General features: G+C 72.0%; 22 protein-coding genes and 3 tRNA genes. 17 read left to right on the top strand and 8 right to left on the bottom strand.

Annotated elements, in window-relative coordinates; all coding sequences use genetic code 11:
* From ACFYX3_RS03715 to ACFYX3_RS03675, 9 genes are all read left to right on the top strand, one after another.
* Nucleotides 1–552, top strand: a complete 552-nt coding sequence (locus tag ACFYX3_RS03715) for a NuoI/complex I 23 kDa subunit family protein (protein WP_376588534.1) — start codon at nt 1–3, stop codon at nt 550–552.
* Complete coding sequence (locus ACFYX3_RS03710; RefSeq protein ID WP_389007591.1) at nt 549–1,112, top strand: NADH-quinone oxidoreductase subunit J; 564 nt, start codon at nt 549–551, stop codon at nt 1,110–1,112. Before ACFYX3_RS03715 ends, ACFYX3_RS03710 begins: the two co-directional genes overlap by 4 nt.
* A complete protein-coding gene (nuoK, locus tag ACFYX3_RS03705; RefSeq protein WP_389007589.1) occupies nt 1,112–1,471 on the top strand; it encodes an NADH-quinone oxidoreductase subunit NuoK in 360 nt (119 codons plus the stop codon). Before ACFYX3_RS03710 ends, nuoK begins: the two co-directional genes overlap by 1 nt.
* Nucleotides 1,468–3,495, top strand: coding sequence for an NADH-quinone oxidoreductase subunit L (locus ACFYX3_RS03700; RefSeq protein WP_389007587.1), 2,028 nt, complete (start codon nt 1,468–1,470; stop codon nt 3,493–3,495). Before nuoK ends, ACFYX3_RS03700 begins: the two co-directional genes overlap by 4 nt.
* Before the next feature lie 27 nt (nt 3,496–3,522).
* The gene (locus tag ACFYX3_RS03695; protein ID WP_389008101.1) at nt 3,523–5,076 is read left to right on the top strand and encodes a NuoM family protein; all 1,554 of its coding nucleotides are present in this window, start codon (nt 3,523–3,525) and stop codon (nt 5,074–5,076) included.
* Complete coding sequence (locus ACFYX3_RS03690; RefSeq protein ID WP_382654908.1) at nt 5,073–6,575, top strand: NADH-quinone oxidoreductase subunit N; 1,503 nt, start codon at nt 5,073–5,075, stop codon at nt 6,573–6,575. The genes ACFYX3_RS03695 and ACFYX3_RS03690 overlap by 4 nt, the downstream gene beginning before the upstream one ends.
* A 34-nt stretch (nt 6,576–6,609) precedes the next feature.
* Nucleotides 6,610–7,059 (top strand): large conductance mechanosensitive channel protein MscL, encoded by a 450-nt coding sequence (mscL, locus tag ACFYX3_RS03685; RefSeq protein WP_389007585.1) that lies wholly within the window; start codon nt 6,610–6,612, stop codon nt 7,057–7,059.
* Nucleotides 7,060–7,205: 146 nt separating this feature from the next.
* The gene (htpX, locus tag ACFYX3_RS03680; RefSeq protein WP_389007583.1) at nt 7,206–8,069 is read left to right on the top strand and encodes a zinc metalloprotease HtpX; all 864 of its coding nucleotides are present in this window, start codon (nt 7,206–7,208) and stop codon (nt 8,067–8,069) included.
* Complete coding sequence (locus ACFYX3_RS03675; RefSeq protein WP_376588546.1) at nt 8,066–8,464, top strand: YccF domain-containing protein; 399 nt, start codon at nt 8,066–8,068, stop codon at nt 8,462–8,464. Before htpX ends, ACFYX3_RS03675 begins: the two co-directional genes overlap by 4 nt.
* A 13-nt stretch (nt 8,465–8,477) precedes the next feature.
* Here ACFYX3_RS03675 and ACFYX3_RS03670 read toward each other — a convergent pair whose 3' ends face one another.
* The 4 genes from ACFYX3_RS03670 to ACFYX3_RS03655 form a co-directional block, all read right to left on the bottom strand.
* On the bottom strand, nt 8,478–9,716 hold the full coding sequence (locus tag ACFYX3_RS03670; RefSeq protein ID WP_389007580.1) for an APC family permease: 1,239 nt from the start codon (nt 9,714–9,716) through the stop codon (nt 8,478–8,480).
* A 10-nt stretch (nt 9,717–9,726) separates the two neighbouring features.
* Nucleotides 9,727–10,356 (bottom strand): alpha-ketoglutarate-dependent dioxygenase AlkB, encoded by a 630-nt coding sequence (locus tag ACFYX3_RS03665; RefSeq protein WP_376588550.1) that lies wholly within the window; start codon nt 10,354–10,356, stop codon nt 9,727–9,729.
* A complete protein-coding gene (locus tag ACFYX3_RS03660; protein WP_389007578.1) occupies nt 10,353–10,862 on the bottom strand; it encodes a methylated-DNA--[protein]-cysteine S-methyltransferase in 510 nt (169 codons plus the stop codon). The genes ACFYX3_RS03665 and ACFYX3_RS03660 overlap by 4 nt, the downstream gene beginning before the upstream one ends.
* Nucleotides 10,863–10,969: 107 nt before the next feature.
* A complete protein-coding gene (locus ACFYX3_RS03655; protein WP_116159389.1) occupies nt 10,970–11,461 on the bottom strand; it encodes a YajQ family cyclic di-GMP-binding protein in 492 nt (163 codons plus the stop codon).
* 172 nt (nt 11,462–11,633) lie between these two features.
* On the opposite strand from ACFYX3_RS03655, the gene ACFYX3_RS03650 reads away from it, so the two are divergent.
* Nucleotides 11,634–11,715, top strand: a tRNA-Tyr gene (locus ACFYX3_RS03650).
* Between the two features lie 62 nt (nt 11,716–11,777).
* Here the strand turns inward: ACFYX3_RS03650 and ACFYX3_RS03645 are convergent.
* Nucleotides 11,778–12,434: an NAD(P)H-binding protein gene (locus ACFYX3_RS03645; RefSeq protein ID WP_389007575.1), complete on the bottom strand. Its 657-nt coding sequence runs from the start codon at nt 12,432–12,434 to the stop codon at nt 11,778–11,780.
* 2 nt (nt 12,435–12,436) lie between these two features.
* Nucleotides 12,437–13,735 (bottom strand): amidohydrolase family protein, encoded by a 1,299-nt coding sequence (locus tag ACFYX3_RS03640; protein ID WP_389007573.1) that lies wholly within the window; start codon nt 13,733–13,735, stop codon nt 12,437–12,439.
* A gap of 207 nt (nt 13,736–13,942) precedes the next feature.
* Between ACFYX3_RS03640 and ACFYX3_RS03635 the strand changes: the two genes are divergently transcribed.
* The 6 genes from ACFYX3_RS03635 (at nt 13,943) to ACFYX3_RS03610 (ending at nt 16,479) form a co-directional block, all read left to right on the top strand.
* A tRNA-Thr gene (locus tag ACFYX3_RS03635) sits at nt 13,943–14,015 on the top strand.
* Nucleotides 14,016–14,059: 44 nt separating this feature from the next.
* Nucleotides 14,060–14,132, top strand: a tRNA-Met gene (locus ACFYX3_RS03630).
* Nucleotides 14,133–14,220: 88 nt separating this feature from the next.
* The gene (rpmG, locus tag ACFYX3_RS03625) at nt 14,221–14,385 is read left to right on the top strand and encodes a 50S ribosomal protein L33 (protein WP_003956487.1); all 165 of its coding nucleotides are present in this window, start codon (nt 14,221–14,223) and stop codon (nt 14,383–14,385) included.
* 102 nt (nt 14,386–14,487) lie between these two features.
* The gene (locus ACFYX3_RS03620; RefSeq protein ID WP_024755361.1) at nt 14,488–14,940 is read left to right on the top strand and encodes a MaoC family dehydratase N-terminal domain-containing protein; all 453 of its coding nucleotides are present in this window, start codon (nt 14,488–14,490) and stop codon (nt 14,938–14,940) included.
* Between the two features lie 2 nt (nt 14,941–14,942).
* Complete coding sequence (locus ACFYX3_RS03615; protein ID WP_116159386.1) at nt 14,943–15,371, top strand: MaoC family dehydratase; 429 nt, start codon at nt 14,943–14,945, stop codon at nt 15,369–15,371.
* A gap of 16 nt (nt 15,372–15,387) precedes the next feature.
* Entirely contained in the window at nt 15,388–16,479 is a 1,092-nt protein-coding gene (locus tag ACFYX3_RS03610) for a UDP-N-acetylmuramate dehydrogenase (RefSeq protein WP_389007572.1), read from the top strand.
* A gap of 3 nt (nt 16,480–16,482) precedes the next feature.
* On the opposite strand, the gene ACFYX3_RS03605 is transcribed toward ACFYX3_RS03610, so the two are convergent.
* Nucleotides 16,483–17,115: an NAD(P)-dependent oxidoreductase gene (locus ACFYX3_RS03605; RefSeq protein ID WP_389007571.1), complete on the bottom strand. Its 633-nt coding sequence runs from the start codon at nt 17,113–17,115 to the stop codon at nt 16,483–16,485.
* Between the two features lie 87 nt (nt 17,116–17,202).
* Between ACFYX3_RS03605 and ACFYX3_RS03600 the strand changes: the two genes are divergently transcribed.
* Nucleotides 17,203–17,802 (top strand): TetR/AcrR family transcriptional regulator, encoded by a 600-nt coding sequence (locus ACFYX3_RS03600; protein ID WP_389007570.1) that lies wholly within the window; start codon nt 17,203–17,205, stop codon nt 17,800–17,802.
* On the opposite strand, the gene ACFYX3_RS03595 is transcribed toward ACFYX3_RS03600, so the two are convergent.
* Nucleotides 17,792–18,811, bottom strand: a complete 1,020-nt coding sequence (locus ACFYX3_RS03595; RefSeq protein ID WP_389007569.1) for an adenosine deaminase — start codon at nt 18,809–18,811, stop codon at nt 17,792–17,794. The two genes, ACFYX3_RS03600 and ACFYX3_RS03595, sit on opposite strands and share 11 nt — an antisense overlap.
* Nucleotides 18,812–18,842 lie beyond the last annotated feature (31 nt).

Genomic DNA, 18,842 nt, shown 5'->3' with positions numbered 1-18,842 from the left:
ATGCCTCCCATCCCCGGCTCCGGCCTCGCCAAGGGCCTCGCCGTCACCCTCCGCACGATGACGCGCAAGAACGTCACCGCGCAGTACCCGGACGTGCAGCCCGAGCTGCCGCCCCGCACCCGCGGGGTCATCGGCCTGTTCGAGGAGAACTGCACGGTCTGCATGCTCTGCGCCCGTGAGTGCCCCGACTGGTGCATCTACATCGACTCCCACAAGGAGACGGTGCCGCCCGCCGCCCCCGGCGGCCGCGAGCGCAGCCGGAACGTCCTCGACCGCTTCGCCATCGACTTCTCGCTCTGCATGTACTGCGGCATCTGCATCGAGGTCTGCCCCTTCGACGCACTGTTCTGGTCGCCCGAGTTCGAGTACGCGGAGACCGACATCCACGAGCTCACCCACGAGCGCGACAAGCTCCGCGAGTGGATGTGGACGGTCCCCGAGCCGCCCGCGCTCGACCCGCGCGCGGAGGAGCCGAAGGAGATCGCCGCGGCCCGCAAGGCTGCGGAGAAGGCCGCCGCCGCGCAGGCGGCAGCCACGGAGGACCAGCAGTGACCCTCGCAGCAGAAGCGGCTCGGACGGCCGCCCACGGCTTCCTCTCGCCCACCGGCGTCGAAGTCGCCTTCCTCCTCGTCGGTCTCGCCACCCTCGGCGCCGCCCTCCTCACCGTCACCACCCGCCAGCTGGTGCACGCCGCCCTCTGGCTGGTCGTGGCGCTCGGCGGGCTCGCCGTCGAGTACCTCCTCCTGACCGCCGAGTTCATCGCCTGGGTCCAGGTCCTGATCTACGTCGGTTCCGTCGTCGTCCTCCTCCTCTTCGGTCTCATGCTCACCAAGGCCCCCATCGGCCGCTCCCCGGACGCCGACTCCGGCAACCGGCCGGTCGCCCTCGCCGTCGCCCTGGCCGCCGCGGCGGCCCTCGTCTGGGTCGTCGTCGACGCGTTCCGCACGACCTGGATCGATCTCGGCGGGCCCGCCCAGGGCTCCACGGACGTGACCGGCCAGATCCTCTTCCAGCACTGGGTGCTGCCCTTCGAGGCGCTGTCGGTGCTGCTCCTCGCCGCCCTGGTCGGCGCGATCGTCCTCTCGCGGAAGAAGAAGGAGGACGAGAGCTGATGCACCTCGCCTACCCGGCCGTCCTCGCCGCCCTCCTCTTCGCCGTCGGCCTGTACGGCGTCCTCGCCCGCCGCAACGTGATCCTGGTCCTGATGTCCGTCGAGCTGATGCTCAACGCCGTCAACCTCAACCTGGTCGCCTTCGACGTCTGGCTCCGCGACGCCCTCCACGCCGGCCAGGCGCTCACCCTCTTCACCATCGCCATCGCCGCCGCGGAGATCGGCATCGGTCTCTCGATCGTCCTGATGGTCCACCGCAACCGCGGCACCTCGGACATCGACCGGCTCCGCGACACCAAGGAACAGCCGGCGGCCGAGGAACAGCCGTCCGCCGAGGAGAAGGCCGAGGCCGCCGCGTGACCACGACCACCCTCGCCGTCCTCGTCCCCCTCCTCCCCTTCCTCGGCTCCGCCGCCGGACTCCTGTTCGGCCTCCCGCCCGTCTCCCACCGCCACCCTTCCAAGGGGCTTCGCGCTCTTTCTCATCTGCCCGGCTTCGTCCGCCCGCTGGCCGTGCTGCCGACGCTCGCCGCCGCGGTCCTGGCCGCCGTCGTCGCCGCCCGCCAGGGCGGGGGCAGGGCGATCGACGCCGCCACCGAGCTCACCCCGACCGGCTCGATCCCCATCGACCTGAGCCTCTACATCGACGGCTTCGCCGCCCTCGTCGCCGTCCTCGTCTGCGTGGTCGCGACCTGCGTGCAGATCTACTCGACCGGCTACCTCCGCGACGACCCGCGCTACCCCTCGTACGCCGCGCTCGTCTCCCTCTTCACCTCCGCGATGCTGGTCGTCGTCTACTCCGGCGACCTGATGGTGCTCCTGGTCGGCTGGGAGATCATGGGCATCTGCTCGTACTTCCTCGTCGGCCACTACTGGGAGACCCCCGAGGCGCGGTCCGCCTCCCTCAAGGCCTTCCTCGTCACCAAGCTCGGTGACGTCCCCTTCCTCATCGGCCTCTTCGCGCTCGCCACCGACGCGGGCACCTTCCAGATCAGGGGCGTCCTCGGCGCCGTCGCGCACGGAGACCTCGACCACCCCACCCTGGTCGCGCTGCTGCTGCTCGCCGGTGTCGCGGGCAAGTCCGCGCAGTTCCCGCTCCACACCTGGCTCCCGGACGCCATGGCCGGCCCCACCCCCGTCTCCGCGCTCATCCACGCGGCGACGATGGTCGCCGCCGGCATCTACTTCGTCGCCCGGCTGCTGCCCGTCTTCGCCGCCTCCGCCGCCGCGATGACCGTGCTCGCCGTGATGGCCGCGATCACGATGGTCGGCTCGGGGCTCGCCGCGCTCGCCCAGGACGACATCAAGCGGGTCCTCGCCTACTCGACGATCGGCCAGCTCGGCTACATGGCCGGCGCCCTCGCCGTCGGCGACCGGGGTGCCGCCGTCTTCCACCTCCTCTCGCACGCCGCGTTCAAGGCGCTGCTGTTCCTCGCCGCCGGCGCGGTCATCCACGCCGCCGGTACGAACTCGCTCACCGCCATGTCCCGCATGAGCGGCCTCGCGAAGCGCATCCCCGACGCGTACTGGACGATGACCGTCGCCCTGCTCGCGCTCGCCGCGATCCCGCCCTTCGCCGGCTTCTTCTCCAAGGAAGCCGTCCTCGTGGCCGCCGAGCACACCGCCCTCGGCGAGCGGGACGTCGCCCCCGCCGGAGCCGGCTGGATCGTCCTCGTCGCCGGACTGCTGACCGCCCTGCTCACCGCCGCGTACGCGCTCCGCCTCTGGCTGCGGACCTTCCGCGGCCGAGGCCCCGAGGCCCCGGACCACGGCCGCCAGCCGATCGCCATGACGAGCGTCCTGTGGGTCCTCGCGATCCCCTCCCTCGGCTTCGGTCTGACCGTCACCCACCTCGACGACTGGTTCGACGGGCATCCGCTGACCCCGACGCTGACCACCGCCGTCCTCGGCACCGGTCTCGCCGCCGCCGGCGCCGTCATCACCTACGCGGTCTGGCGCACCCTCGCCGCCCGCACCCCGGTCACGGCCCCCGTCCCGCACGTCGCCCACCCGGACGCCGAGGCGGGCCAGGTCGAGGCCGAGGCGCTGCACCTGCCGCACCCCGCCGAGGACCCGGCCGACCCAGGCCGCGCCCTCCTGGGGCCGCTGCACGGCGCGGCCGCCGACGGCTTCCACCTGGACGCCGTCTACCGGACCGCCTTCGTCCGCCCCGTACTCGCCGCCGCCTCCCTGGTCCGCTTCCTGGACCGCGAGGTCGTCGACACCTACGTGAGCGCCGCGGGGAACTCCGCCAAGGGGCTCGGCTGGCTCGTCCGCCGCGCCCAGACCGGCAACGTGCAGACCTACCTGAGCGCCCTGCTCGCCGGCTCCGTCGTCCTGGCGATCGTCGCCGTCGCCCTCGCCAACGCCGCCGCCGGAGCGTGAGCCGTGATCGATATCAGCGAATCCGTGATGCAGTTCCTTCTGGCGTTGATCGTCGCCGGCCCGCTCCTCGGCGCCGCCGCCGCTCTCCTGCCCGCCCCGCCCGGGCTGAAGGGGAAGTCACCCGACCAGGCCGTGCTCCGCCACGGCGTCACCGTCACCGGCGTCATCCTGCTTGCCGCGCTCGTCCTCGCCCTCGGCTTCGACCACGACCACCCGTCGAAGATGCAGGCCACGACGGACATCAGCTGGATCAGGGCACTCGACGTGCGCATCCACCTCGGTGTCGACGGCATCTCCCTCCCCCTCCTGGTCCTGACCGCGCTGCTGACCTTCCTCTGCGCGCTCTACAGCTACTTCAAGATGCCCGCGGGCCCGTCCCCGAAGGCCTTCGTCGCCCTGCTGCTCGTCCTGGAGTCCGGCACCCTCGCCACCTTCGCCGTCCTCGACCTCGTCCTGTTCTTCCTGGCCTTCGAGACGGTCCTCGTCCCGATGTACTTCCTCATCGCCCGCTGGGGCGGCGAGGGCAGGCAGGCCGCCGCCTGGAAGTTCATCCTCTACACGCTGCTCGGCTCCGTCGTCATGCTGCTCGGCCTGCTCCTCATCGGTCTGAAGGCGGGCACGTTCGACATGGTGGCACTCGCCACCGACAACGGCCGCGGACTGACCACATCGGTGCAGGTCATCGCCGTTCTCGCGATCGGTCTCGGGCTCGCGGTGAAGACCCCGATGTGGCCGCTCCACAGCTGGCTCCCGGACGCCCACACCGCAGCCCCGACCGTCGGCTCCGTCCTCCTCGCCGGCGTCCTGCTCAAGATGGGCACGTACGGCTTCGTCCGGATCGTGCTGCCGATCACCCCCGACGGCATGGCGACCTTCGCCCCGTACCTCGCGGCCTTCGCCGTCGCCGGGATCATCTACGGATCGCTCGCCTGCCTCGCCCTCGTGAAGCCCGGCAACAAGGGCGACCTCAAGCGCCTCATCGCGTACTCCTCCGTCGGCCACATGGGCTTCGTGCTCCTCGGCATCGCCACCATGACCCCCACCGGGGTCAACGGCGCACTCTTCGCCAACATCGCCCACGGACTCGTCACCGGCCTCCTCTTCTTCCTGGTCGGCGCCGTCAAGGACCGCTACGGCACCGCCGACCTCGACACCCTCGCCGGAGCCACCGGCGCCGCCCTCTACGGCCGCGCCCCCCGCCTCGGCGCCCTCCTCGCCTTCGCCGCCGTCGCCTCCCTCGGGCTGCCCGGCCTCGCCGGCTTCTGGGGCGAGATGCTCGCCCTGTTCGGCGCCTTCGACCCGGCCGAGGGCCTCAGCCGCCCCGCCTTCCTCACCTTCATGGCGATCGGCGCCTTCGGCACCCTCCTCACCGCCGCCTACCTCCTCCTCGTCGTCCGCCGGGTCTGCATGGGCGGCCCGCGACCCGCGGGGGAGACGGCGATCGTCGACGTCCAGGGGTACGAGTTCGCCGCCTGGACCCCGCTCGTCGCCCTCACCGTCCTCGCCGGACTCTGGCCCGCCGTCCTCCTCGGCCTCACCGACCCGGCCGTCCAGCAGCTCCTCGCGGGAGGACCCCGATGACGTCCCTCGTCCAGTCCGTCGACTGGCTCACGATCGCGCCCCCCACCCTCACCGCCGTGGTCGCGCTCGTCGTCCTCGTCGCCGACCTCTTCCTCCCGCAGGAGCGCAAGCAGCTCCTCGGCTGGACCGCGATCGGCGGCCTCGCCGCCGCCCTCGCCCTCCTCCTGCCGCTGCGGTCGGGCGACCGGGAGACCTTCTGTCTCACCGCCGCCACCCAGGTCAAGGCGTGCAGCTACACCGCCGACGAGTTCACCCTCGTCATCCAGTTCCTCGTCCTCGCCGGAGCGCTGCTCACCGCGCTCCTCTCCATGGAGGCGACCCGCGAGAAGCTCCCGGCCGGCGAGTTCTGGTTCCTGCTGCTCTCCTCGGCCGCGGGCGCCGCCCTGCTGCCCGCCTCCCGCGACCTCGCCACCCTCGTCGTCGCCCTCGAAGTGGCCTCGCTGCCCGCGTTCGCCCTCGTCGGCCTCAAGCGCGGCGACCGCATGTCCGGCGAGGCCGCGCTCAAGTTCTTCCTCTCGTCCGTCACCGCGACCGCCGTCACCCTGCTCGGCGTCAGCTTCGTGTACGCGGCCACCGGCACCCTCCACCTCACGGAGATCGCCCAGAGCCTCGACGACGTCCCCGGACAGCTCCAGACCCTCGCCGAGGCCGGCGTCGCCCTCACCCTCGTCGGCTTCGCCTTCAAGACGGCCGCCGTCCCCTTCCACTTCTGGGTCCCCGACACCTACGTCGGCGCCCCGCTGCCCGTCGCGGCCTACCTGTCCGTCGTCGGCAAGGCCGTCGGCTTCACCGGCCTCATCCTGGTGACCGTCGTCGCCTTCCCCTCGTACGCGGACGTGTGGGGCCCGGCGCTCGCCGCCCTCGCCGCGCTCACCATGACCGCCGGGAACGTCGCCGCGCTCCGCCAGCAGTCCACGCGCGCGCGGAGCGCCGTCCGGCTGCTCGCCTGGTCCTCCGTCGCCCAGGCCGGCTACCTCCTGGTGCCGATCGCGGCCGCCGCGTACTCCAGCGACGACCAGATCGGCTCCACCGTCGCGTACGCCCTCATGTACGCCGTCGTGAACCTCGGCGCCTTCGCCGTCGTCGCGCTCGTCGCCCGCACCCGCCCCGAGAACCGGATCGCGGACTACCGGGGCCTGTACGCCGCCAGCCCCGCGGCAGCCCTCGCCCTCGGGTTCTTCCTCCTGAATCTGGCCGGTTTGCCCCCGGGTATCATCGGCCTCTTCGCCAAGGTGACCGTCTTCTCGGCGGCCGTCGACGCGGGCCTCGGGTGGCTGGCCGTGATCATGGGCGTCAACGTCGTGATCGCGCTGTACTACTACCTGCGCTGGACGGCCCTGCTCTTCCGCGCGCCGGAAGGCGCACCGGAGGGCACGCCCGTCCGGCACACGGCCCCCGCGCCGATCACCCTGGCGATCGCGCTGACCGCCGTCGCCGGAGTCGTCCTGTCGGGCTACCCGCAGTTCGCCCTCCGTTTCGCGGCGACCAGCCTGTTCTGACCCCCCCACAGAGAACACCGAGGAGCAACACCCCGTGCTGAACGGATTCAAGGACTTCATACTTCGCGGGAACGTCGTCTCGATGGCCATCGGTCTGGCCGTCGGCTCCGCGTTCACGGCCGTCGTCACCGGCTTCAGCAAGGCGTTCATCACCCCGCTCATCGGTCTCGCGACGGGCTCGGTCGGCGATTTCAGCGAGGCCAAGTTCACCATCGGCAAGACCGACTTCCCGTACGGTCTGGCGATCGCCGCCGCCATAGCGTTCGTGATCACCGCAGCGGTCCTCTACTTCCTCATCGTCGTCCCCATGACGAAGATCCAGGAGAAGTTCGCCAAGGAGGAGGCGAAGGACCCCAAGGCCGAGAAGCGCGACTGCCCCCGCTGCTTCACCGAGATCCCGGCCATCGCCTCCCGCTGTGCCCACTGCACCAGCGAGGTCGAGCCGATCGGTGCCGGCCTGGAGAAGATCCCCGCCGCCCGCTGATCACCCGTACGGCCCACGCGGCACCCCGTGCGAGCCGGGGAACCCGGACCTCCCGCCTGGCGTTGACCAGTACGGGAGGGTCCACTGGACGAGTGGACCACCACGAGGTCAAGGGTTCCCCCGCCGCACCACCTGGAGGGCGTACCGTGCACCGCCGGCACAACGGGCTGAGGACCGCGGTCCTTCTCGGAGGGCTCTCGGCCCTCATCATCGTCATCGGCAGCTTCTTCGGGCGTACGGGGCTGATCGTCGCGCTGATCGTGGCGCTCGGCACCAACGCGTACGCCTACTGGAACAGCGACAAGCTGGCGCTGCGGGCCATGCGCGCCCGGCCGGTGAGCGAGTTCGAGGCCCCCGCGCTCTACCGGATGGTGCGCGAGCTCTCCACGCAGGCGCGTCAGCCCATGCCCCGGCTCTACATCTCGCCGACGCAGGCGCCCAACGCCTTCGCGACCGGCCGCAACCCGCGCAACGCCGCCGTCTGCTGCACCGAGGGCATCCTCGCGATCCTCGACGAGCGGGAGCTGCGCGGGGTCATCGGCCACGAGCTGAGCCACGTCTACAACCGGGACATCCTGATCTCCTCGGTCGCCGGAGCGCTCGCCTCCGTGATCATGTTCCTGGTCAACTTCGCCTGGCTGATCCCCGTCGGCCGCTCCAGCGACGACGACGGCCCCGGCATCCTCGGCTACCTGCTGATCCTCATCCTCGGCCCGATCGCCGCCTCGGTCATCCAGCTCGCGATCTCCCGCTCCCGCGAGTACGAGGCCGACGCGTCCGGGGCCCAGCTCACCGGGGATCCGCTGGCCCTCGCCAGCGCCCTGCGGAAGCTGGAGGCCGGCACCAAGCAGCTGCCTCTGCCGCCCGAGCCGAGGATCGAGACGGCGAGCCACATGATGATCGCCAACCCCTTCCGGCCCGGGCAGGGGCTGTCGAAGATGTTCTCCACCCATCCGCCGATGGCCGAGCGCATCGCCCGGCTCGAACAGATGGCAGGTCGACGCCCGTGAAGACGATCCTCAACATCATCTGGCTGATCCTGTGCGGCCTCTGGATGTTCCTGGGCTACATGCTCGCGGGCGTCCTGCTCTGCATCACGATCATCGGCATCCCCTTCGGCCTCGCCGCCTTCCGCATCGGCGTGTACGCCCTGTGGCCCTTCGGCCGCACGGTCGTCGACCGCCGCGACGCGGGCGCGCCGTCCTGCGTCGGCAACGTGCTGTGGCTGATCCTGGCGGGCTGGTGGCTGGCGCTCGGCCACATCACCACCGGCGTCCTGCTCTGCATCACGATCATCGGCATCCCGCTGGGCATCGCGAACTTCAAGCTGATCCCGGTGTCGCTCCTGCCCCTGGGCAAGGAGATCGTCCGCACGGACGAGGCCTACGGCTACGCGGGCCACTGACGCGACGGAGGGCTCACCGTCCCGGCGGTACCGCGCGCCCCCGGCTTATCGCCCAGGCCACCACGCCCGCCGCCACCACACCCGAGCCCGCCAGGACCGAGCCCAGGGGGAGGGCGAAGGCCAGGGCGGCGCAGCCGACAAGACCGATCGCGGCCAGGGCGCGGTCACGGGCGCCCAGGGTCCAGGCCGAGGCGTTCGCGATGCCGTAGTAGACGAGGACGCCGAAGGACGAGAAGCCGATCGCGCCCCGCACGTCCACCGTCGCCGCCACCACGGCCACCACCGCGCCCACCGCGAGCTCGGCCCGGTGGGGGACCTGGAAGCGCGGGTGCACGGCCGCGAGGGCCGTCGGCAGGTACGCGTCGCGGGCCATCGCCAGGGTCGTACGGGACACCCCGAGGATCAGCGAGAGCAGCGAGCCCAGGGCGGCCACCGCCGCGCCGACCGTGACCAGCGGCACCAGCCAGCCCTCGTCCGCCGCACGGGCCGCGTCGGCGAGCGGAGCGGGGGAGGAGGCGAGGGCGGAGGGGCCGAGGACCGTCAGGACGCTCACCGCGACGAGCGCGTAGACGGCGAGCGTGATGCCGAGCGCGAGTGGCACCGCGCGGGGGATCGTGCGGGCCGGATCGCGGACCTCCTCGCCGAGCGTGGCGATCCGCGCGTACCCCGCGAACGCGAAGAAGAGCAAACCCGCGGCCTGGAGCACCCCGCCGGTCGTGAGCTCTCCGCCGGGGGCAGAGAGCCCCGCCCCGCCGGCCGTGAGGGAGGCCGTGACCACGCACGCGAGGACGGCCAGGACGAGCGCCACGATCACCCGGGTGAGGAGTGCCGACTTCTGAACCCCCGTGTAGTTGACGGCTGTCAGGGCCACCACGGCCGCGACGGCCACCGCGTGCGCCTGCTCCGGCCACACGTACGAACCGACGGTGAGCGCCATCGCCGCGCACGAGGCGGTCTTGCCGGCGACGAACGCCCAGCCGGCCAGGTACCCCCAGAAGGAGCCGAGGCGTTCGCGACCGTACACATACGTGCCACCGGAGGCCGGGTAGCGGGCGGCGAGCCGCGCCGAGGACATGGCGTTGCAGTACGCGACGACGGCGGCGAGCCCGAGCGCCCAGAGCAGTCCGGGTCCGGAACCGGCGGCGCCCGCGGCGGGGCCGAGCGCGACGAAGATCCCCGCGCCGATCATCGAGCCGAGCCCGATCACGACCGCGTCGAAGAGGCCCAGCGAGCGGCGCAGTTCCGGTGTCATGCTCCGCACATTAGACGCTGAGCCCGGTCTCCCTGAGCGTGATGTTCAGGCGCCCGGCCAGGCCGAGCGCCGGGTCGGCCGTCCCCGGGAACACCTTGGGAACCCCGTGGTGAACCCACCGCGAAGCGCCGCCGAAGACGAAGAGGTCACCGGAGACCAGATCGACGTCCTGGTACGGCCGGCCGCGGTTCTCCTCGTTCCCGAAGCGGAACACGCACCGGTCCCCGAGGCTCAGCGACACCACCGGCGCCCCGGAGCGCTCCTCCCGGTCCTGGTGCATGCCCATCCGCGCGCCGGGCGCGTAGAAGTTCACGAGCGCGGTGTCGGGGGTGAAGCCGCCGTGCTCGCCGCAGGCCTCGACGAGCGCCTCCCGGCCGAGCGTGATCAGCCATTCCGGCAGGGGGACCCCGACCGTGTCGAGGTAGCGGTACGGCACCCACTGCCGCCCCAGGGCCAGCGAGCGCACCGACATCACGCCGCCGCCGGGCAGCACGGTCTGCCGGTACGGGTAGGGCCCGCGCCCCCATTCCCGGCAGGCGTCGACCAGCTCCCGCTGGCGCGCGAACGGGAGCCACGCGGGCACGTGCACCGCTCCGGGCGCCACGGTGGCCCGCTCGCGGGGGAAGAGCCCCTCGGTCACGCGTGAGCCCCGGTGAGGGCCCCTTCGAGCCCCAGGAGCCGCTCCTTGCGCTCAAGGCCGGCGGCGTACCCCCGCAGGCTCCCGTCGGCGCCGATCACCCGGTGGCAGGGCCGCACCACGAGCAGCGGATTGCGCCCGATCGCGGTGCCCACGGCCCGTACTCCGGAGCCGGTCGAGCCGACGCGCCGGGCGATCTCCCCGTACGAGACGGTCGTCCCGTACGGGATCTCCTCCAGGGCCCGCCAGACGCGCCGCTGGAACGCGGTCCCGGTGTCGCCGGCGAGCGGCAGGTCGAACCGGTCCCGGCGGCCGGCGAAGTACTCGCCCAGCTGCCCGGCGGCCTCGGCGAACGCCCCGGGCGCGAGCGTCCAGCCGTCCTCGACCTCGACGGCGCCCTTCTGCCCCGGCAGGGACAGCGAGCGCAGTACGGCTCGGCCCCCTTCGGCGAGCTGCCCGACGAGCAGCATCTCGCCCAGGGGGCCGTCGACGTACGCGTACACGGTCATGGCTGGTTCCTCTCCCCGTACGGGTCTTCCCGAGACCCAGTGTGCGGGGACCGCCGAGCCCGGGGCTGGCGGTATTCGGACACCACCCTCACGACCTGCCCACGGGGTCAGCGGTAGTTCACGAACTGGATCGCGAAGTCGAAGTCCTTGCCCTTGAGCAGCGCCTGCACGGCCTGCAGGTCGTCCCGGCTCTTCGAGCTGACCCGCAGCTCGTCGCCCTGGACCTGCGCCTTGACGCCCTTGGGGCCCTCGTCGCGGATGGCCTTCGCGACCTTCTTGGCGTTCTCCTGGGAGATGCCCTCCTGGACGGAGGCGAAGAGCTTGTACTCCTTGCCGGACAGCTGCGGCTCGCCCTCGACGTCCAGCGACTTGAGCGAGATCCCGCGCTTGATCAGCTTGGACTGGAAGATGTCGAGGATCGCCTTGACGCGCTCGTCGCCGTTCGCCTGCATCAGGATCTTCTCGCCCGACCAGGAGATCGAGGCGTTGGTGCCCTTGAAGTCGTAGCGCTGCGAGATCTCCTTCACGGCCTGGTTGAGGGCGTTGTCGACCTCCTGCCGATCGACCTTGGAGACGATGTCGAAACTGGAGTCGGCCATGACTCGTGGCTCCTTGCTCGGATGCTGTGGGGTACCCCAGAAGCCTAGGGGGTGAGCAGCCGGCCGAACCGCTGATCAACCGGGTGGCGAACCACCCCCCGGGATCAGGTATTGTTTACGTCGTTGCCGGGGAACACCGCAGAAACGCGGTGAACCAAGGCAGCGAACCCATGGCGATGTGCCCGAGTGGCCAATGGGAGCGGACTGTAAATCCGTCGGCTTAGCCTACCCAGGTTCGAATCCTGGCGTCGCCACGTGAAGAAGGTCCCCGGTGCTTGCACCGGGGACCTTCACTCGTTCTCGGAGACGATCGGCGTCAATTGCCGGCCACGTCCTTCACCGCGACCGAGAGCGGCACCGAGCCAGCGACCAGTTCCAGGGTGAGGCCGGCCGTCGCCGGCGTGTCGATGAGTTCCGCGAGGACCGCGGCCACGTCGTCCCTCGGGACCGGTCCGCGGCCCGTACGGGCCTCCAGACGGACCATGCCCGTGCCTGCGTCGTCCGTCAGGGAGCCGGGGCGCAGGATCGTCCACTCCAGGGCCGTACGGGCGCGGATGTCGTCGTCGGCCGCGCCCTTCGCGCGGAGGTAGGCGTCGAAGATGTCGTCGCCCGGGTGGGAGGCGTCCGCGCCCATCGAGGAGACGACGAGGTACCGCCGCACGCCCGCGCGTTCCGCCGCGTCCGCGAACAGCACCGCGGCCGCCCGGTCCACCGTGTCCTTGCGGGCGGAGCCGCTGCCCGGACCCGCGCCCGCCGCGAAGACGGCCGCGTCGGCGCCCTGGAGCACCGCGGCGACCATCTCGACCGACGCCGACTCCAGGTCGAGCACGACGGGCTCCGCGCCCGCCTCCCGCAGGTCGTCGTCCTGTTCCGGGTTGCGGATGATCCCCGCGACCTCGTGCCCCGCCGCCGAGAGCAGCCGCTCCAGGCGCAGGGCGATCTGTCCGTGTCCTCCAGCGATGACGATGCGCATACTCACGACCGTACGTCGGGTCCGGGCGGAGGGCTCCCCGGCTCGGGCGGCCGCTCCGGGCGCTCGGGACGTTCAGGACGTGCCTGCCGCGGCAGGTCCAGGGCCGCCGCCGAGTCGCAGTACTCCCGCACCGCGCTCGTCCGCGCCACCACCCGCCCGCGGTGCACCACGATCCGGCTGTACGCGAGGGACAGCACGCCCGCCAGGCGCTCGCCCCGCACCGCGAGCAGCTCCGCCGGGAAGCCGGCCTCCACCCGTACCTCCGGCAGGCCCATCGCCGCGCGCGCGTGCGTGCTCACCGCCCCGTACGCCTCCTCGGGCGGCAGTCCGCCGAGCGAGGCGAGCAGGTAGGCCGCCTCCAGCGGGTCCCCGCGCCCCACCGGGTTGGCCACGTCCCGAAGCGCCCCGCTGCCCGCCGCGACCCGCACCCCGGCCGCCCGCAGCAGCCGTACGGGGGCGGTGCCGCGCACCTCGGTCGCCGCGCAGCCACCCTGGGGCAGGCAGACCACGGTCGCACCGGCCGCCGCCAGCTGGTCCGCCGCCCGCCGGGCCGCGTCCGCAGGAAGCAGCGCGAGCCCCGCGCACGGCCCGATCGTCACCCCGGGCCGCAGCCCGCCGGCCATCGCCGCGAGCCGGGCGAGCCTCGCCGGGTCGTCCCCGTCGGTGTGCAGGTCGACCGGGACGCCGTGCTCGGCGGCGACCTCCAGGACGGCCTCCACGTACCCGGCAGGGTCCGGGTCGAGGTCCGGGCAGCCACCGACCACGCCGGCGCCCATCTTCACCGCGTCCCGCAGCATCGCGAGCCCGTCCGCGCCCGCGACGCCGGTGAGCAGCCGGGGCACGGCGACCGCCTTCAGGTCGGCGAGCCCGCGCAGCGAGCGCCGGGCCTGGAGCACCGCTTCGAGCGGGCCCAGCCCGTGGACGTCGCCGATGCGCACGTGCGCGCGGAGCGCCGTCGCGCCGTGGCCGAGCTGGAGCAGCGCCGCCTCGGTGGCCCGCCGCTGCACGTCCTCGGGGGCGTACGAGACGGGTCCCGGGGTGTCGGCGGAGAGTGCGCTGTCGGCGTGGGCGTGGGGTTCGGCGGCCGCGGGCAGCAGGAGGTAGCCGGCGAGGTCCACGCGCGCGCCCACGGCGGTGAGGCTGCCCGCGGTGCCGACGGCCTCGATGCGGCCGCCGACGAGCCGGACGTCCACGGTCCTTCCGTCGGCGAGCCGGGCGTGGGAGAGCAGGAGCGAGGTCGAGTCGGCGGTGGTGGCGGCCCCGTCCTCGGGTGGCTGGGGCTGCTTGCTGTCGGCTGACATCGGGCTCCTCAAGGCTCCTCAAGCTCAAGATCACCAAGCGTGGGGCCGAGCCTAGGGGCGCTCGGAGCGACCTTCGGGGAGGAGCGGCGAAAGTCGTACCGATGAGGCCACGAGTGGCGTACGGGACGCCTGATGAGGGCCGTCGCGAGGGCTCGGGGAAACGGATTTGGGTGATGGGCCGGAGACCGTGTAATGTCTTCCTCGCTCGCCCCAATAGCTCAGTCGGTAGAGCGTCTCCATGGTAAGGAGAAGGTCTACGGTTCGATTCCGTATTGGGGCTCTGGTGAGAGGGATCCCGCCTTCGGGCGGGATCCGGATCATCAAAGCGGTGTAGCTCAGTCGGTAGAGCAAGCGGCTCATAATCGCTGTGTCACCGGTTCAAGTCCGGTCACCGCTACAGACAGTAGCCGATTGTGGGGTCGGTCCTACGATCGGCTACTCTTCTATGCGTTCATCCGTCCATCCGTCCGTCAAGGAGCACTCACGTGGCTGCCACCGACGTCCGCCCGAAGATCACGCTGGCCTGCGTGGAGTGCAAGGAGCGGAACTACATCACCAAGAAGAACCGGCGTAACAACCCGGACCGTCTTGAGATGAAGAAGCACTGCCCCCGCTGCAACTCGCACACCGCGCACCGCGAGACGCGCTAATCAGGCTCGTACACGAGGCCGTCCCCACTCGGGGGCGGCCTCGTGTCGTTTGTCGGCTCCCCCCGACAGGCATCGGCAACAAATCCAGGAGGTATCGAGTCCATGGCGCTCGACCAGTCCTTCGTGGGCCGGACCTATCCGCCCACCCCGCCCTACGAGGTCGGCCGCGAGAAGATCCGCGAGTTCGCCGAGGCGATCGGTGACGCGAATCCCGCGTACACCGACACCGAGGCGGCCAAGGCGCTCGGACATTCCGATGTGATCGCCCCGCCCACTTTCGTGTTCGCCATCACATTCAAGGCCGCCGGCGCCGTCATCGAGGACCCCCAGCTGGGTCTCGACTACAGCCGGGTCGTCCACGGCGACCAGAAGTTCGCCTACACCCGGCCCGTCCGCGCCGGGGACCGGCTCTCGGTCACCTCCACCATCGAGGCGATCAAGTCCCTCGCCGGCAACGACATCCTGGACATCCGCGGCGAGGTCCACGACGCCTCCGGCGAGCACGTCGTCACCGCCTGGACCAAGCTCGTCTCCCGCGCACCCGAGGGGGCCTGACCATGACCGCGAAGATCGCCTACGACGAGGTCGAGGTCGGCACCGAGCTGCCCGCGCAGACCTTCCCCGTGACCCGCGCCACGCTCGTGCAGTACGCCGGCGCCTCCGGGGACTTCAACCCCATCCACTGGAACGAGAAGTTCGCGGTCGAGGTCGGCCTCCCGGACGTCATCGCCCACGGCATGTTCACCATGGCCGAGGCGATCCGCGTCGTCACCGACTGGGCCGGCGACCCCGCCGCCGTCGTCGAGTACGGCGTCCGCTTCACCAAGCCGGTCGTCGTCCCCAACGACGGGACCGGCGCCCTGATCGAGGTCTCCGCCAAGGTCGCCGCGAAGCTGGACGACCAGCAGGTGCGGGTCGACATCACGGCCATGAGCGCCGGACAGAAGGTCCTCGGCATGAGCCGGGCCGTGGTCCGGCTGGCCTGACGCTCGCTGCTGAAGGGTGCTTGCCCATGCGGTAAGTACCCTTGAGCCCGTGCAGCAGATCGCAGACGCCCCCCTCGCGCCCCTGACCACCTTCCGGCTCGGCGGGCCCGCCACCCGGCTCGTCACCGCCACCACCGACGACGAGGTGGTCGCGGCGGTCCGTGAGGCCGACGCCGCCGGGACCCCGCTGCTGATCATCGGCGGCGGTTCCAACCTGGTCATCGGGGACAAGGGCTTCGACGGCACGGCGCTGCGCATCGCGACCACCGGGTTCTCGCTCGACGGGACCCGCCTGGAGCTCGCCGCCGGAGAGGTCTGGACGGACGCCGTGGCGCGGACCGTCGAGGCCGGGCTCGCCGGGATCGAGTGCCTGGCCGGCATCCCCGGCTCGGCCGGCGCGACCCCGATCCAGAACGTCGGCGCGTACGGGCAGGACGTCTCCGCCACCATCAGCGAGGTCGTCGCCTACGACCGGCGCGCCGAGGAGACCGTCACCCTCGCGAACGCCGAGTGCGCCTTCTCGTACCGGCACAGCCTCTTCAAGGACCAGCCCGAGCGGTACGTCGTGCTGCGGGTCCGCTTCGATCTCGAGGACGCGGACGGGCTGTCCGCGCCGATCAAGTACCCGGAGACCGCCCGCGCCCTGGGCGTCGAGGCCGGGGACCGGGTGCCCCTCGCCACCGCCCGCGAGACCGTCCTCAAGCTCCGCGCGAGCAAGGGCATGGTCCTGGCCGCGGATGACCACGACACCTGGTCCGCGGGATCCTTCTTCACCAACCCGATCCTCACGGCGGGGGAGTACGAGACCTTCCGCGCGCGCGTGGCGGAGCGGCTCGGCCCCGACGTCGCCGCGCCGGCCTTCCCGGCGGACGGGGACGGCGCAGTGAAGACCTCGGCGGCCTGGCTGATCGACAAGGCCGGCTTCACCAAGGGGTACGGCTCCGGGCCCGCCCGGATCTCCACCAAGCACACGCTCGCCCTCACCAACCGCGGCGAGGCGACCACCGAGGACCTCCTGGCCCTCGCCCGCGAGGTCGTCGCCGGCGTACGGGAGGCCTTCGGGATCACCCTCGTCAACGAGCCGGTGACCGTCGGGGTCGAGCTCTGAGGCTCAGTACGCGACGCCGACGCCCTGCCCGACCGTCGCGGGGTCGTCGATCATCGCCAGCATCGCGTGCGCCACGTCCGCGCGGGCCAGGGAGCGGCCCCGGGACGGGGTGCCGCCGACGACCTTGCGGTACCGACCCGTGCCGGGCTTGTTCGTCAGCTTGGGCGGGCGTACGGAGGTCCAGTCGGTGCCGCTCGCGGCGAGGTCCGACTCCATGACCCGCAGATCGGCGTAGACGTCCTTGAGGACGTTGTTGATGATCGCCAGGACCGCCTTGTCCACGAGGGCCTGACCGTCCGGGACCGGGCCGAGCGGGGCCGCGCTGACCACCAGGAGCCGACGGGTCTTCTCGGCCTCCATCGCCGCGAGCACCGAGCGGGTGAGGCGCGCGGTCACGCCCGCGTCCGCGCGGCTGCGGGCCCCGAGGCCCGAGAGCACCGCGTCCCGGCCCGCGACGGCCCCGCGCAGGGCCTCGGGGTCGGTCAGGTCGGCCCGCCGGACCGTGAGGCGTGTGCCGGTCACCGTGAGCCGTGCCGGATCCCGCACGACCGCCGTGACCTCGTGACCCGCGGCCAGGGCCTGCCGGACGATCTCCCGACCGATGCCGCCGGTCGCGCCGAAGACTGTGAGCTTCATGTCGCACCCTCCCCGGGTGGGTAAGTATTCACTCACCTTCAGGGTGAGTGGATACTCACTCGTACGTCAAGCGTGGCTGGAGGATGCATGGAACAGAAGCCGACCCGCACCCGGATCGTCGACGCCGCCCGCGACCTCATGCGCACGGCGGGGCTCGCCCGTACCACCACCAAGGAGATCGCCAAGGCGGCCGGCTGCTCGGAAGCCGCGCTCTACAAGTACTTCAGCAGCAAGGAGGAGCTCTTCCTGACCGTCCTGAACGAGCGACTTCCCCAGCTCGGCGGGCTCCTCGGCGCGCTCGCCGCCGACCCCGGCGGCCGCACCGTCGAGGAGAACCTCACCCGGGTCGCCCGGCAGGCCGCGCTCTTCTACGAGCAGACCTTCCCGGTCGTCGCCTCCCTCTACGCGGAACCGCAGCTCAAGCGGCGCCACGAGGAGGCCATGCGCACGTACGGGATGGGCCCCCACAAGCCCATCGAAGGCCTCGCCGCCTACCTCCGCGCCGAGCAGCAGCACGGCCGCATCAGCGCCGACGCCGACCCCGTGGCCGCCGCGTCCCTGCTCCTCGGAGCCTGTGTGCAGCGCTCCTTCGCCTGGGAGATGACCCCGGACCGCAGGCCGCCGGACTCCCTCGACGAATTCGCCCGCGCGCTGGCCCGCACCCTGCTCCAGGGGCTCAGCCGCTGATCCAGTCGTCGATCCCCGCCAGCAGCTTCGCCTGGACCTCCTCGGGCGCCGCCGAGCCCCGCACCGACTGACGGGCCAGCTCCGCCAGCTCCGCGTCCGTGAACCCGTGGTGCTTCCGCGCGATCTCGTACTGGGCGGCAAGACGCGAGCCGAAGAGCAGCGGGTCGTCCGCGCCGAGCGCCATCGGCACCCCGGCCTCGAACAGGGTCCGCAGGGGGACGTCCTCGTGCTTCTCGTACACCCCGAGCGCCACGTTCGACGCCGGGCAGACCTCGCAGGTCACGCCCCGCTCGGCGAGCTTCCGCAGCAGCCGCGGGTCCTCCGCCGACCGCACCCCGTGCCCGACCCGCGCCGCCCGCAGATCGTCCAGGCAGTCCCGTACGGACGAGGGGCCCGTCAGCTCGCCGCCGTGCGGGGCCGCCAGGAGGCCGCCCTCCCGCGCGATCGCGAAGGCCCGGTCGAAGTCCCGGGCCATGCCCCGCCGTTCGTCGTTGGAGAGCCCGAAACCGACCACACCCCGGTCCGCGAAGCGCACCGCGAGCCGGGCCAGGGTCCGCGCCTCCAGGGGGTGCTTCATCCGGTTCGCCGCGACGAGCACCCGCATCCCGAGCCCGGTCTCCCGGGAGGCCGCGTCGACCGCGTCCAGGATGATCTCCAGGGCCGGGATCAGACCGCCCAGGTGCGGGGCGTACGAGGTGGGGTCGACCTGGATCTCCAGCCATCCCGAGCCGTCCCTGACGTCCTCCTGGGCCGCCTCCCGGACGAGGCGCTGGATGTCCTCCGGCTCGCGCAGACAGGAGCGGGCGATGTCGTACAGCCGCTGGAAGCGGAACCAGCCGCGCTCGTCGGTGGCCCGCAGCTTGGGAGGAGTACCGCTCTTGAGCGCCTCCGGGAGGTGCACGCCGTACTTGTCGGCGAGTTCGAGCAGCGTCGTGGGCCGCATCGAGCCGGTGAAGTGCAGGTGCAGATGGGCCTTGGGCAGCAGGGTGAGATCGCGTGGGTGCTCCATTGCCCGATACTGCCGCACCCGAATGGACGAA

It is taken from the genome of Streptomyces sp. NPDC002463, assembly GCF_042889835.1.
Taxonomy (GTDB): Bacteria; Actinomycetota; Actinomycetes; order Streptomycetales; family Streptomycetaceae; genus Streptomyces; species Streptomyces nymphaeiformis.
Note: the sequence above shows the minus strand (reverse complement) of the source record. Positions and strands in the feature narration are given on the sequence as shown.